This window comes from Amycolatopsis minnesotensis, assembly GCF_039529815.1.
Taxonomy (GTDB): domain Bacteria; phylum Actinomycetota; class Actinomycetes; order Mycobacteriales; family Pseudonocardiaceae; genus Amycolatopsis; species Amycolatopsis minnesotensis.
On sequence record NZ_BAAANN010000024.1, the window covers coordinates 65,775 to 79,757 of the forward strand.

General features: G+C 69.9%; 12 protein-coding genes. 8 read left to right on the plus strand and 4 right to left on the minus strand.

The annotated features are described in order from the left end of the window. Window positions 1-12: 12 nt before the first annotated feature. Together ABD256_RS27610 and mgtA are read right to left on the minus strand one after the other, a co-directional pair. Window positions 13-1,749 (minus strand): ABC transporter permease, encoded by a 1,737-nt coding sequence (locus tag ABD256_RS27610; protein WP_344425048.1) that lies wholly within the window; start codon window positions 1,747-1,749, stop codon window positions 13-15. A gap of 81 nt (window positions 1,750-1,830) precedes the next feature. Next, window positions 1,831-4,407 carry a magnesium-translocating P-type ATPase gene (gene mgtA / locus ABD256_RS27615; RefSeq protein ID WP_344425051.1) on the minus strand — a complete coding sequence of 859 codons (2,577 nt, stop codon included), beginning with the start codon at window positions 4,405-4,407 and terminating at the stop codon, window positions 1,831-1,833. A gap of 274 nt (window positions 4,408-4,681) precedes the next feature. On the opposite strand from mgtA, the gene ABD256_RS27620 reads away from it, so the two are divergent. The 6 genes from ABD256_RS27620 to ABD256_RS27645 all read left to right on the plus strand — a co-directional run bounded on the left by ABD256_RS27620 (window position 4,682) and on the right by ABD256_RS27645 (window position 9,893). Next, complete coding sequence (locus ABD256_RS27620) at window positions 4,682-5,023, plus strand: ArsR/SmtB family transcription factor (protein WP_344425054.1); 342 nt, start codon at window positions 4,682-4,684, stop codon at window positions 5,021-5,023. Between the two features lie 47 nt (window positions 5,024-5,070). Next, a complete protein-coding gene (locus ABD256_RS27625; RefSeq protein ID WP_344425057.1) occupies window positions 5,071-6,294 on the plus strand; it encodes a Mur ligase family protein in 1,224 nt (407 codons plus the stop codon). Beyond that, the gene (locus tag ABD256_RS27630) at window positions 6,291-7,010 is read left to right on the plus strand and encodes a type 1 glutamine amidotransferase (RefSeq protein WP_344425060.1); all 720 of its coding nucleotides are present in this window, start codon (window positions 6,291-6,293) and stop codon (window positions 7,008-7,010) included. Before ABD256_RS27625 ends, ABD256_RS27630 begins: the two co-directional genes overlap by 4 nt. A gap of 9 nt (window positions 7,011-7,019) precedes the next feature. After that, window positions 7,020-8,432 carry a sensor histidine kinase gene (locus ABD256_RS27635; RefSeq protein WP_344425063.1) on the plus strand — a complete coding sequence of 471 codons (1,413 nt, stop codon included), beginning with the start codon at window positions 7,020-7,022 and terminating at the stop codon, window positions 8,430-8,432. Further along, complete coding sequence (locus tag ABD256_RS27640) at window positions 8,433-9,119, plus strand: response regulator transcription factor (protein ID WP_344425066.1); 687 nt, start codon at window positions 8,433-8,435, stop codon at window positions 9,117-9,119. 159 nt (window positions 9,120-9,278) lie between these two features. Beyond that, entirely contained in the window at window positions 9,279-9,893 is a 615-nt protein-coding gene (locus ABD256_RS27645; protein WP_344425069.1) for a hypothetical protein, read from the plus strand. A 77-nt stretch (window positions 9,894-9,970) separates the two neighbouring features. On the opposite strand, the gene ABD256_RS27650 is transcribed toward ABD256_RS27645, so the two are convergent. Beyond that, entirely contained in the window at window positions 9,971-11,299 is a 1,329-nt protein-coding gene (locus tag ABD256_RS27650) for a helix-turn-helix domain-containing protein (protein WP_344425072.1), read from the minus strand. Window positions 11,300-11,486: 187 nt separating this feature from the next. Between ABD256_RS27650 and ABD256_RS27655 the strand changes: the two genes are divergently transcribed. Then, complete coding sequence (locus tag ABD256_RS27655; protein ID WP_344425075.1) at window positions 11,487-11,744, plus strand: hypothetical protein; 258 nt, start codon at window positions 11,487-11,489, stop codon at window positions 11,742-11,744. Between the two features lie 493 nt (window positions 11,745-12,237). Then, on the plus strand, window positions 12,238-13,209 hold the full coding sequence (locus ABD256_RS27660) for a methyltransferase domain-containing protein (RefSeq protein WP_344425078.1): 972 nt from the start codon (window positions 12,238-12,240) through the stop codon (window positions 13,207-13,209). A gap of 99 nt (window positions 13,210-13,308) precedes the next feature. Here ABD256_RS27660 and ABD256_RS27665 read toward each other — a convergent pair whose 3' ends face one another. Next, window positions 13,309-13,923: a TetR/AcrR family transcriptional regulator gene (locus tag ABD256_RS27665; protein WP_344425081.1), complete on the minus strand. Its 615-nt coding sequence runs from the start codon at window positions 13,921-13,923 to the stop codon at window positions 13,309-13,311. Window positions 13,924-13,983 lie beyond the last annotated feature (60 nt).

Sequence of the window (13,983 nt, forward strand, 5' to 3'; positions counted from 1 at the left end):
TTCCTCCGGTATTCACAGTGAGAAGCGGCGCTCGGCCAATGCGTACAGGGGCTGCCACAGCAGGCGGTTGAGGCCGACGACGAACAGGCTCATCACGGTGACGCCGATGAGGATCCTGGCCCCGTCGCCGGTTCCGGTGGCGTCCTTGATGTAGGCGCCGAGCCCGGTCGCGGTGAGCGTGATGCCGTGGTAGCTCACGATTTCGGCGACGATCGAGGCGTTCCACGCGCCGCCTGCCGCGGTGATGCCGCCGGTGACGTAGCTCGGGAAGATCGCGGGGAGCACCAGTTTCCGCCACCACAGCGCGCGCGGCAGGCGCAGGCTCGCCGACGCCTCGCGCAGGTCGTTCGGGATGGCGCTGGCACCGGCGATCACGTTGAACAGCACGTACCACTGCGCGCCGAGGCTCATCAGCAGGATGCCGCCCCAGTCGAGGCCGATGCCGGTGGCCACGAGCACGCCGGTGACGAGCGGGAACAGGAAGTTGGCCGGGAAGCTCGCGAGGACCTGCACCACCGGCTGCGCCAGCCGCGACACCCTGGGGTTGAGCCCGATCCACACGCCGACCGGCACCCAGACCAGCGTCGCGACCACCACCAGCACGAGCACCCTGCCGAACGTGACGAGCCCGAGCAGCAGCGCGTGCACGACCTCCCCGAACCCCGCGGTGTCCGCGATGAAGGACACCATTCGCACCACGCCATAACCGATCAGCGCGAACACCACCACCGCGAAGACGAGGTCACCGGCGCGCCGCCGCCCCTCGGAAATCCACAGTGGACGTTCGGCTCGGCCGAACACCGTCATCGCGCGGTCGAGCGGGTACACCAGCGGGCCGAACACCCTGCCGAGCAGCGCCGGGAGGTGCGAGCGGCGCAGGACGGCGAGGGTGCTGCTGCGGGGTGCTTCGGCCGCCTCGGACTCTTCGACCCGGAACCGCTCCGCCCACGCCGTCAGCGGCCGCCAGAACAACACGTTCACACCGGCCACCAGCACGATCATCGCCACGACCGCGAGCAGGACCCGGTCGAGCCTGCCTTCGTCGGTGGCGGTGGCGACGTAGGAACCGATCCCCGGCAGCGCGTAGAAGCGGTTGTTCACGCTCAGCGCCTCCGAGGCGACCAGGAAGAACCAGCCGCCGCCGAAGCTCATCATCCCGTTCCAGACCAGCCCGATCATCCCGCCCGGCACGTCGACCCGCCAGAACCGCTGCCACCGCGAAAGGCGCAGCGACCGCGCGGCCTCGTCGAGGTCACGGGGCTGGGACACCAGCGAGTGGTAGAACGCGAAGGTCATGTTCCACGCCTGCGAGGTGAAGATCGCGAACACCGACGCGCATTCCAGGCCGAGCTGCGAGCCGGGGAACAACGCGATGAACCCGGTGATGGTCACCGAAAGGAAGCCGAGCACGGGCACCGACTGGAGGATGTCGAGCACCGGCAGCAGCACCTTCTCCGCGCGCCGCAGCCGGGCGGCGGCGATGGCGTAGACGAAGGTGAACACCACCGACATCGCCAGCGCGGCGAACATGCGCAGCACCGAACGCGCCGCGTAGTAAGGAAGTTCCGCCGGTTCGGTGGACACTGTGGACGGTGCGCTCGCCTCGTCCCACGGGACGGTGGCCCCGTGCGCGAGCCGCACGAGCAGCCACAGCAGCGCGGCCGCGCCGAACAGCACGGCCACGTCGGCCACGCCGCGCTGCGGCCTCGCCAGTGCGCCGCGACCGGGAAAAGTGCGCAGCAAGGACATGCCGGACCCCCATTCTCGAATTCCGCGAAGGCGGTAATTCGGCAAGAAAGCGTCAGTGGACTGTCTTAAAAGGACTCAGTTTCACCATTCGACGCGGCCGTGGCGCTGCCGCACGAGCCAGGTGAGCAGGCCGTAGACGGCCAGCACCCCGGCCAGCCACAGCAGGTACACCGGTGGCAGCGGCTGCATGCGCAACGGGCCCGCCAGCGGGGAAAGCGGCAGCAGCAGGCCGGCGATCGCGGCACCTGCCGATGCCAGCAGCACCGGGCGGGCGGGCCGCGAGCGCCCGCGCAGCAGCAGCACGACCAGGAGCTGGGACAGCAGGCCCTCGACGAACCAGCCGGTCTGGAAGGTCGCGGGCTGTCCCGCCGCGTCGAAGACCCACCACAGCACGGCGAACGTCGACAGGTCGAACAGCGAGCTGAGCGGGCCGAACACGAGGATGAACCGGGTGAGCCCGCGCGCGTCCCACCGCCGCGGCCGCCGGAGGTAGCCGTCGTCGACGCGGTCCCACGCGAGCGCGAGCTGGGCGAGGTCGTAGAGCAGGTTCGCCACCATCAGCTGGATCGGCAGGATCGGCACGAACGGCAGGAACGCGCTCGCGGCCAGCACCGTCAACACGTTCCCGAAGTTCGACGCGGCCGTGATGTCGACGTACTTGAGCGTGTTGCCGAGCGTCTTGCGGCCCTCGACGACGCCGCGCGCGAGCACCCCGAGATCGCGGTCGAGCAGCACCAGGTCGGCCGCGTCCTTGGCGACCTCGGTGGCGGTGTCCGGTGCGACGGCGACGTCGGCGGCCCGCAGCGCCGGCACGTCGTTGACCCCGTCGCCGACGAACCCGACCGCGTGGCCGTGCTCGCGCAGTGCCGCCACGATCCGCGCCTTGTGGCCCGGCGCGAGCTTGGCGAACACGGTCGTGCGCGGTACCAGGACGGCGAGATCGGCGTCGTCGCACTCGTCGATCCGGCGCCCGGACACGATCTCCCCCACCGGCACCCCGACCTCGGCCGCGACCCGCGCGGCGACGTGGCGGTTGTCCCCGGTGAGGATCTTCACCGGCACGCCGTGCTCGCCGAGCACGCGCACGGCCTCCGCCGAACCGTCGCGGACCGGGTCGACGAAACCGAGGAACCCGACCAGCACCAGTCCGGTCTCGTCGCTTTCGCCGTAGCCACCCGGATTCGCGGCGGTCTCGCGCGCGGCGACGGCGAGCACCCGCATCCCGTGCCCGGCGTAGGTGAGCACGAGCCCTTCGGCGGCTTCGCGTCCCTCCCCGGTCAGTTCGACGACCCGGCCGCCGCGCCGCGCGTGCGTGCACTTCGGCAGGATCTCGTCCGGATCGCCCTTGGTGACGAGGATGTGCTCGTCCGCGCATCGCACGACCACGGTGGCACGCCTGCGCTCGTGGTCGAACCCCAGCTCGTCGACCTTCGTGAACAGCGCTTCGGTCAACGGGTCCTCGTCACCGAAGTACGCGAGGACCGCGGCGTCGAGGCGGTCGTGCTGGTCGGCCTGGAGGCGCACCGCGAGGCTCGCGTACTCGGCGGCCTCGCGGTCAGGCCGCCCGTCGAGGTCGACGCTGTGCGCGTAGGCGACCCTGTCCTCGGTGAGCGTGCCGGTCTTGTCCACGCACAGCACGTCCATCGCGGCCAGGTCCTGGATCGCGTTGAGGCGCTTGACGATCACCTCGCGCCGCGAAAGCCGGACCGCGCCGCGCGCCAGGTTCGCGGTCACGATGACCGGGAGCATTTCCGGGGTCAGCCCGACCGCGACGGCCACCGCGAACAGCACGGCCTGCGCCCAGTCCCCGGTGACCGTGCCGTTGACCGCGAGCACGATCGGCACCATCACCAGCATGAACCGCACCAGCGTCCAGCCGACCGCGCGCACGCCGAGGTCGAAGCTGGACTCCGGCTTCGGCGCGCGGACGGCCGCGACCGATCCCGACCGGGTGCGGCTCCCGGTCGCGAGCACGACCGCGGTCGCGGTGCCGCCCACCACCGAAGTCCCGTCGAAGCACAGGGAAGGCGCGTCCACCAGTTCCGGTGTGCCGTGGCGCCGCGGCACGGGCTTCGGCGCCCGCTTGGAAACCGGCAGCCCTTCGCCCGACAGCGCGGACTGGTCCACGCGCAGCCCGGAGGAGGCGAGCACGCGCACGTCCGCGGGCACCAGGTCGCCGGGACCGAGCAGCACCACGTCACCGGGGACGAGGTCCGACGGCGGCACCTCGCGATCGGCGCCGGGATAGCCCTCGGCGGCCCGGCGCCGCACGGTCACGGTCGTGCGCACGCGGTCGCGAAGGGCGCGCACCGCGCGGTCCGAGCGGGAGTGCTGCCAGAGCCGGACCGCGACGCTCACCGCCACCATCACGCCGACGGTGACCGCGCCGCGCACGTCCCCGACGACCGCGAACACGAGGCCGAGGCAGGCGAGCAACGCGACGAACGGGCTGGTCGCCGCCACGGCGGCATCCCGGACCACGGCGATCCCTGCGCTGTCTTCCCCGCCGTCGCGCAGGCGTTCCGCGGCTTCGGCCTCGGTCAGCCCCTTCGGCGTGCTGTCGACGGCGCGGAACAAGGTCAGCGCGGGTGCTTCGGCCAGCTCGCGCAGCATCGCGTCGGGCTGCGGGCGCACCGTCGCTGTGGGAGTGCGGGTCATCGGGTCGGTCCTGTCCGTGAGGCCGGTGTTCTGCTGGCTACGACGGCGCGAACCACGCGGACGGCCCGCGGCCTACCTCGGCGGAGCCGGGTACGACCGAAGGCCCGCGCGGACGCGGCGCCTACTACTTCCTTCGCCGGTCACCCGGCTCACCTCCTTCCCCACGTCCTCGGGCGGGCCAGCCGATCCTGGCGGCCCGTGACCCAGTAGAGCGCAGCACACCCGTAACAGTCAAATACTTGTACAAGTGAGCGGTATAGGTCACCCTGGACGCGTGCCGAGTCATCCCGCCGAACCCCCGCCGGACGTGCTGCAGGACGTCGCCGCCACCTTCGGCCTGCTGTCGGCCACCGTCCGGCTGCACATCCTGTGGCTGCTGACCGAGGGCGAACGCGACGTCGGCACGCTCGCCGCCGAAACCGGCCAGTCCGTGGCCACGGTCAGCCACCACCTCGGGAAGCTCAAGCTCGCCGGGCTCGTACGGGCCAGGCGGCACGGTAAGCGCCAGATCCACTACGTCGACGATCCGCACGTCGCCGAAATCGTGCGCCTCAGCGTCGGACGCCGGTGGCAGCCGGGGGAACCGGTCGTCCGCGCGGTCTCCGGCGAGAGCTGACTCACGCTCTCAGGGTCCTCACAGCGACGAAATCGCACTCTTCCCGGGTGGCCAACCCCAACCCGTTGCGTACGCGCGCGTCCATCGCCGCCGGGCGGGCGACGGCCTGGCTGTCGCGCCGCATCGGTTTCGGCGGCGGCATGATCGGCGGGCGCGTCGCGCTCAAGCTGGACCCGCACGCCCTCCGACGCCTCGGCAGGGACCGGACCGTGCTGCTCGTCTCCGGCACCAACGGCAAGACGACCACCACGCTCATGCTCGCCAGCGCGCTGGGCGCTGCCGGGGAAATCGCGTCGAACAGCGACGGCGCCAACATGCCCGACGGGCTGCTCGCCGCGCTCGTCGCCAAGCCGCACGCGGCCTACGCGGTGCTCGAAGTCGACGAGGTCTACCTGCCCTTGGTGGCCGAGCAGGTCGATCCCGCCGTCGTGGTGCTGCTCAACCTCAGCCGCGACCAGCTCGACCGGGTCGGCGAGGTCAGGGCGACCGAACGCGAGATCCGCGCGGCGATCGGCGCGCTGCCCTTCTCCTCGGTCGTCGCGAACTGCGACGACGTGCTCATCACCTCGGCGGCGGCCGGTGCCGCGCACCCGGTGTGGGTCGGCACCGGCCGCCGCTGGCACGAGGACGCCGCGAGCTGTCCCCGCTGCGGCGGCGCGATCCGCCACCACGACGACGGCTGGGCCTGCCGGTGCGGGCTCGCCAGGCCGCTGCCGTCGTGGTCGGTGACCGGGGACCGGCTCACCGACCCGCTCGGCACGGGCGTCGATCTCGGGCTCCGGTTGCCCGGCGCGGCGAACCGCGCCAACGCGGCGCTCGCGATCGCCGCGGCCGCGTGCGTCGGGGTACCGCCGGAACTGGCCTCGGCGCGGGTCCGCGAGATCTCCGACATCGGCGGCCGGTACCGCGTCGTCCGGCGCGCGCGGCACTCGGTGCGGCTGATGCTCGCGAAGAACCCGGCAGGCTGGGGTGCGACGATCCCGATCCTGGCCGAGGACACCCCGGTCGTCATCGCGGTCAACGCGCGCGAAGCGGACGGCAGGGACACGTCGTGGCTGTGGGACGTGCCGTTCGAACGGCTGCGGGGCAAGCAGGTCGTCGCCACCGGCGAGCGGTGCGCCGATCTCGCGGTGCGCCTGCGGTACGCCGAGGTGGCGCACCGGGTCCACCGCGATCCGGTGTGCGCGGTCGACTCGCTGCGCGGCGGCGAGATCGAGCTCGTCGCGAACTACACCGCGTTCCGCGAACTCGTCGGCAGGCTGACGGCGTGACGCGGGAGTCGACCGTCGCGATCGGCCTGCTGCTGCCGGATGTCCTTGGCACGTATGGGGATTCGGGCAACGCGCAGGTGCTGCGCAAACGCTTGCAGTGGCGCGGGATCGAGGCCGAGGTGCACCCGGTCCGGCTCGGCGAGCCGGTGCCGTCCTGGTTCGACCTCTACCTGCTCGGCGGCGGCGAGGACGACGCGCAGGTACTCGCCGCCGACCACCTCCGCGGGCAGCGGGGCCTGCTCGGAGCGGTGAGCGCGGGCGCCGTCGTGTTCGGCGTGTGCGCGGGCCTCCAGGTGCTCGGCACCTCGTTCCGCGGCCTCGACGGCGTGCGGCACGACGGGCTCGGGCTGCTCGACGCGACCACGGAACCCGGGCCGCGCCGTGCCGTCGGCGAGGTGGTCGCGACCGCGGTCGCCGAGCCGGTCTGCGGACCGTTGACCGGGTTCGAGAACCACCTCGGCCGCACCAGGCTCGGGCAGTCGGCGGACCCGCTCGGCCGGATCGTGCGCGGCACCGGAAACGGCGACGGCCACGAGGGCGCGGTCACCGGCAAGGTGGTCGCGACCTACCTGCACGGCCCGGTCCTCGCCAGGAATCCCGGCCTCGCGGACCTGGTGCTCGGCTGGCTCGTCGGCCACCCGCTGCCCCCGCTCGAAGTCACCGAAGTGGACCACCTTCGGCTGGAGCGCCTGTCGACCCGATCGCGCCGGTCCTAGGCTGCCGAGGTGGCTGTGCACCGGATACTGGCGGCGAGCGGCGTGCGCATGCGCACGACCGCGGTGACGATCATCGCGCTCGCGCTGGCACTGGTCACCGCCGGGTTCGTGGTGGTCGTGCTGCTGGAGGAGTCGCTCGACGCCGGCGTGACGCAGAGCGCGCGCAGCACCGGCCGCCAGGTGGCGATCCGGCTCGCCGCGGAGGGAACGAAGGATCTCAGCGCGAGCGATGTCGCGAGCACGGGTGACACCGAGGCCGTGACGCAGGTGCTCAACAGCGCCCGCAGGGTCATCGCGAGCGATCCCGCGATCACCGGCCGTCCGCCGATCACCGACGCCGCGCCGGCGCCCGGCCGCGAAACCGTCGAGACGAAACCGCTCGGGATCAACGGCGACGACGGCGACTACCGCCTGGTCTCGCAGGCGGTGGTCGGGCCGGGCGGGGTCTACACCGTGGTCGCGGCCCGCGCGCTCGACTCCGTGACCGAGGCGTCGGCGAGGCTGACGCTGCTGCTGCTGGTGATCGGGTTGCCGTTGATGGCCATTTCGGGCTTCGCCGTGTACCGCGCGGTCGGCTCGGCGCTGCGCCCGGTCGAGCAGATGCGGCGCACCGTCGCGGAGATCTCGACCCGCGACCTGGCCACCCGCGTCCGGCTGCCGCCCGGCCACGACGAGGTGCACCGGCTGGCGACCACCCTCAACGAAATGCTGTCGCGGCTGGCTTCGGCGCAGTCCGCGCAGCGCCGGTTCGTCGCGGACGCGAGCCACGAACTGCGCTCGCCGGTGTCCACGATCAGTACCGCGCTGGACGTGTCGTCGCGGCACCCGGACAGCATGGGCACCGACGAACTGGTCACCGTGGTCACCACGGAAACGGCGCGGCTGCGCGAACTCGTCGACGATCTGCTCGTGCTGGCGCGCACCGACGACTCGACCGACCGGCCGTCGCACCGCGAAGTCGACCTCGACGACATCGTGCGCGCGGAGGCGGCCAGGGTGCGCGCGGAAACCTCGCTGGAGATCGAGGTGCGCGCCGGTCCCGCGAAGGTGCTCGGCAGCGAGCCGCACCTTCGCCGCGCGGTGCGGAACCTCGTCGACAACGGCCGCGACCACGCGCGCCGCCGTCTCCGGCTGGCCAGTTCGACGGACGGGAAGCACGCGGCGATCGAAGTCAGCGACGACGGCCCTGGCGTGCCGCCGGAAGACCGCGAGCGGATCTTCGAACGGTTCGTGCGGCTGGACGCGTCACGCCAGCGCCGTCACGGTGGAACCGGGCTCGGACTCGCGATCGTCACCGGAATCGCGCTGCAGCACGGCGGTTCCGCGCGCTGCCCCGACCGTTCGGACGACCCCGACTACCCCGGCGCGCACTTCCGCCTCGAACTGCCCGCGCTGGACCGCCCCGGCACCGAGGAGGACTAGATGCGCCTGCTGATCGTGGAGGACGAGCGCGAGTTCGCCGAGACGCTGCGCAAGGGCCTCGTCGCCGAAGGCTTCACCGTGGACACCGCGCACACCGGCACCGACGGCCTGTGGGCGGCGACCGAGCAGGACTACGACGTCATCGTGCTGGACATCATGCTGCCGGAGTTGTCCGGGTACGAGGTGCTGCGGCGGTTGCGCCACGAGGAAATCTGGACCCCGGTGCTGATGCTCACCGCGAAGGACGGCGAGCACGACGAAGCCGACGCGTTCGACCTCGGCGCCGACGACTACCTGAGCAAACCGTTCTCCTACGTCGTGCTGGTGGCGAGGCTGCGCGCGCTACTGCGGCGTGCCGCTCCGGTGCGCCCGGCCGTCCTCACCGCGGGCGGGATCCAGCTCGACCCCGCCGCCCGGATCGTCCACAGGGGACAGAACCGGATCGACCTGACCGCCCGCGAATTCGGCTTGCTGGAGTTCTTCGTGCGCCGCGCGGGCGAAGTGCTGGCGAAGAACGAGATCCTCACCCACGTCTGGGACGCGCATTACGAAGGCGACGAGAACGTCGTGGAGGTCTACGTCGGATATCTGCGGCGGAAGATCGACGTCCCGTTCGGCACCCACACCATCGAAACCGTGCGCGGGCTAGGTTACCGCTTCGCCACCGAAGCACCAGCTTCGCCGTAGCGCAAGATTTTCACACTTGACGCCACACGGGCCGATCCGCGCTGCTCACCAGCGAAAGCCGGATCACGCCTGGCGTTCTTGTGTTTCGGGTCACTTGACCGGAATTGCGGACGATCCATAGCCTTCGAACCACCCCGACCCAAGCTGAAATGAGTGGAAATGACGATCTCCAAATACTCGCGATCGATCGCCGTCGTACTCACCTCAGGAATTGTGGCGCTCGGTTTCGGCCAGCCCGCGATGGCCGAGACGGAACCCGCGCCCGCGGTCGTCGCACCCGCGGCGCAAACCGCCTTGCAGAAAATCGTCACCACCGCGAACGTGGACGCGCTGATCGCCGCGGGTGACGCGACCACCGCACAGCAGCTCGCCCCGATCAAGGCGGCGCTGGCCAACCCCAGCGCCGAAGACATCGACATCATCGGCGCGCTGAAGAAGCTGGCGAAGTTCGCCCAGCCGATCATCGTCCAGGCCCTGCGGGTCGGCGGCCCGGTGGCAGCCAAGGTGCTGGAGACGATCGGAGACCTGGTCGCCGCGATCCCCGGCGTCGGCATCGGCGGCCCGATCACCCAGGCCGTGCTCAAGCCGATCGCCCTGCTGATCAAGGCGGGCGCCCCGGCACTGGCCGACCTCATCGAAGGCATCAAGATCGAGGGTGTCGCGAAGGACCAGGCCCGGGAGATCATCACCGGCCACCTTCGGCAGACCGACGGCCTTCCCGAAGACTCGGCCAAGGCGTTCGGCGCGGTACTGGCCGAAATCTACGGCGCCTGACCACTGCGATTCACACACGACGACGAGGTGCCCCACAGTCCGGTATGGACAGTGGGGCACCTCGCCGCGTCCTTGCCTTAGGTGGACTTCAGTGCTCGGGTCAGCCGAGATCGCAGCTCGGCGGCACCGGCCAGGTTCCCGTGCTTGCCCAGTGCTTTCCGCACGTCGGTCAGATCGTCCTGCGCTCGCCGTGATTTCAACGGTGCTTCCGCCTCAAGGGCTTGTTCACCGTAGGCAATTCCCTGACCTGCGTCACCCACGTTCAGTTCGAGAATGGCTAGCTTCGCGAGCGAGAAAGCTCGTGCACGTGCTTGCGTTGCCGAGTATGAATCGACGGACCGGCGTAGGTGGTGGCGCGCGTCATCGATATGTTTTCCAGTCAGTGCAACGTCGAGCAGAGCGTGTCCCGCGTCTCCCGCAAGGTCGGCGGCATTGAAGTAGGTGATCCACGGCGGATCTTCGCTCGGATTCTGATCGCCGAACTGGTCCTCGGCAGTCAGAACCGCGCCGTAGCACTCTTCGCCGCGTTCGACCTTGGCCAGGGTTCGGGCGCGAACCGTGGAGAGCATCGCACGGACGGTCGGCGTCTGCCGATCTTGGCGGACCTGGGCAAGCTCGATCAGGCTCAACCCGTCATCCGGACGGCCGAGGTAGATCGCCTGGCGAGACATGTCCGATAACACGTTCGCCCGCAGACCCCAGTCGTTCGCCTGCTCAGCACAGAACAGCGCCAGCTTGAAATACTGGCGAGCTGTTTCATGGTAGCCAGCGTCAAACGCTCCCCACCCGGCAACATCGACCAGAAACCCGACCGATCGGTAAAGGTCGAGCTTCACTTTTTCGGTGACGCTGGCATTGAGAAGTCCAGTAGCCCAGTTCACCTGCCCGGCTATCGCGTCTTTGCAAACCCCGCCGCCGTAAAGGTCCTGCCATTCTCCGAAGAGGCTGATCGCGTGATCGATCTGCTGGACCTCGGTGGCGCCGACCCGTGACGGCGTGTCGCCTCCTGCTGCCCGACCAACCGCCTCGGCTACCGGGTCACCCACCGCCATTCCGGCCACGGTGGCCGCCAACGCCCGAAGGAATGCCTGCCGCTTCACGTCATCACTCCCTTGGGCTACCTCGGATGGATCGTCGACGACGGTAGCCGCCTTGCCCCGAGTTGAGTAGAAGCCAAGATCGAAGTCGGTCGATGCGCCGAGCACCGTCAGGAGGGCACGTCGGTAGTGCTTGCCGGGCCACCGGTGAACGCCGCGTTCGAGCTTGCTCACGTAGTCGGCATCCATCGCCCCAGGCTGGCCGGTATCACGCTCTACCTGCGCGTTCGCGAGTTCCGCGAGCCCTTCCTGCGTCAACCGGGCAGCCGTACGAGCGACCACCAGCCGATGGTTTGGTGCAGGCGTCACGACTACCTCTCCGCATCCGGTCCTACCCAGAGAGTAGCGCCGAGCAGGGAAACTGCCACCGCCTGCGGCCAATCCTCCGTCCAAACCTCCGGGCTCGTCCGCGACCCGTTCGCCGACACTGCAGCCGGGTGAACCAGCGAGCTGATCGCTGTTCCCGACCTCGGAACGGCGCAGCAAGCTTGACCAAATGGGACGAGACAGGACGATGACGAGGGAGCAGCGGGTGCTCGGCAGAGTGTTCGTGACGTGGCAGACCAGCCTGGACGACGGGTGCGACCACGCCATCACGGACGAGAAGTTCGCCCTCGGTAGCCAGCGGCGACGAGGCGAGTTCGAGGCCGTCTGCGGTTCGGTCTTCTGCTTGGCGAGCTCGCATTCCCCACCCGGCCGTCGGTGTGCGTGCTGTGTCGCGTTCCTGCGCGCTCGCATCGGCCGCACCGCATGAGCCGCTACGTGTTCGCCCGGTACCTGCCGGGGCTGGTCGGGGAAACCCGCAGGGTGTGCCACGTCATCGAATTGCCCGATGACGGCACCGTGCCCGCAACCCTGACCGCGCTGTGCGGCCAGTCGTTCCCACCCTGCGTACTCGAACAGATGTCAGCGTGGGCCGGTATGCCCTGCGAGATGTGCGTACTGCAGACGCCCGGCACAGAGAAACAACAGGAGGTAGAAAGATGAGCAAGCGAGACGCCGACCGAGACGGGCAAGGCGAGGCGCAGCCGGACAAGTGGGAGAACTGGGGCAGCAAGGACGACCCCAACAAGCACGAGGGCGACGAGGAGAAGGAGTAGGGCGGGCACATCGTGACTGAATGGCAGGAACAGCTCACCGTGCCGCGTGCGCCGTTCATCCCGGCCGTGGTGTGGGTCGACGACCCTGCCACGAGCGGGTTCATCTCGGTGTCGCGAGGTGACGACGAAACTCGGTGGCACGAGTTGGTGGCAGCCGATGAGCCGATCATCACGCAGGTGGACGACGGGAGGACCGCACCGGGGCGCACGGGGCTGCAGCCGTCGAGTTCGTGCAGCCAACCGTCTTTGGTCGCAGCCATGCTCGCGGCGCTCGACGTGCGCGACGGGCACCGTGTCATGGAGATCGGAACCGGGACCGGATGGAACGCCGCGCTGTTGTCCGATCGGGCGGGTGCGCGTGGACGTGTCGTTTCGATCGAGGTCGACCCGACCGTGGCCGACAACGCCCGCACTGCCCTGGCTGACGTCGGCTACGCACCGTTGGTGATGACCGGTGACGGCACCAAGGGGTACGCAGGCGGCGCGCCTTATGACCGGGTCATCTGCACCGCGTCGGTTCGCACGATTCCCCGGCCGTGGATCGACCAGACGCAGCCGGGTGGCGTGATCGTCGTGCCGTGGGGCACCGACTACGGGAACGATGCGCTGACCCGGCTGGAGGTCGGTGAAGACGGCACGGCGTCCGGCCGGTGCGGCATGGGCCTGGCATTCATGCGAGTACGCCAGCAACGCCGTGATTTCCTCGAACCAGCCGTCGACGAACTCGACGCGGCCGAGACGACCCAGACCGGGCGCACCGGCCGGGAACTGTTCGAAATGGTCGCCTTCACGCAGGCCGCCTTCACGATCGGCCTTCGCGTGCCGTCGTGCTACCTCACCGTCGAAGAAATCGACGACGATCACCGCAGAATCGAACTGCACGACGTCCGTTCACAATCATGGGCACGGGTCACCCTCGTGCGCGGACACGACTCGTGGACGGTGCGTCAGATCGGGCCACGTCGCCTGTGGCACGAGGTAGACGCCGCACACACCTGGTGGTGCGACGCGGGAAAACCGACCCCGGACCGCTACGGACTGACCGTCACACCAGACGGCACGCACGAGGTATGGATCGACGCACCGCGGAACGAACGGCATTGGCCTTTGACATTCTGAACTGTCCCAACGCCCCGAAGGTGACCTTCGGGGCTATAGATGCCCCGAAGGTCACCTTCGGGGCATGACGAAGCGGCGGCAGGCACTCGGACCAGCCCGCTAATCGAGCACTGGGCTTCGGGTGAGGCTCGCCCAGTGCTCGGCGAGCATGCGGCGCGACCGGCGCCGCACCTCCCGCAGCAGGCGCGGCTCCCCGCCCGACATCAGACCGAGTCCGCCGACGAGCACCAGCACCCGCTCCGCCTCGTAGCGGGGATCCACTGTGGACGGTAGCTCCCCCGCGGCGACCGCGGACTCGAAAGCCTGGTGCAACCAGCCTTCCAGCGCGCCGTAGCCCGCGTTCGCGCCTTCCTCCGCGACCATCCGGTGCGCACCGCGCTCACCCCAGAAGGCCATCCACACCGTCCACCACCGCAGGCGGTCCTCGTCGTGCGGCAGCATCGCCTCGACGCCGCGGCTCAGCGCGTCGAGCCCCGTCCTACCGCCGACCGCGGCGACGACGCGTTCGGCGGCGAGCTTGTTGTTGTAGCGCAGGACGGCGGCCATCACCTGCGCCTTGTCCTCGAAGTAGTGCGTCACCGAGCCGGTGGTCACCCCGGCCTCCGCGGCGATCCCCCGCACCGTCGTCGCGTGGATCCCCTGGACGGCGACCAGGCGCCAGGCGGCCGCGATCACGCGATGGCGGCTCTCGGGGTCGCGGATCCGGCGGGGCATGTCGCCATCGTAAAACCCATAACGCTTGTTTCGTAACCTGTGTTACGTCACACTCGTTAC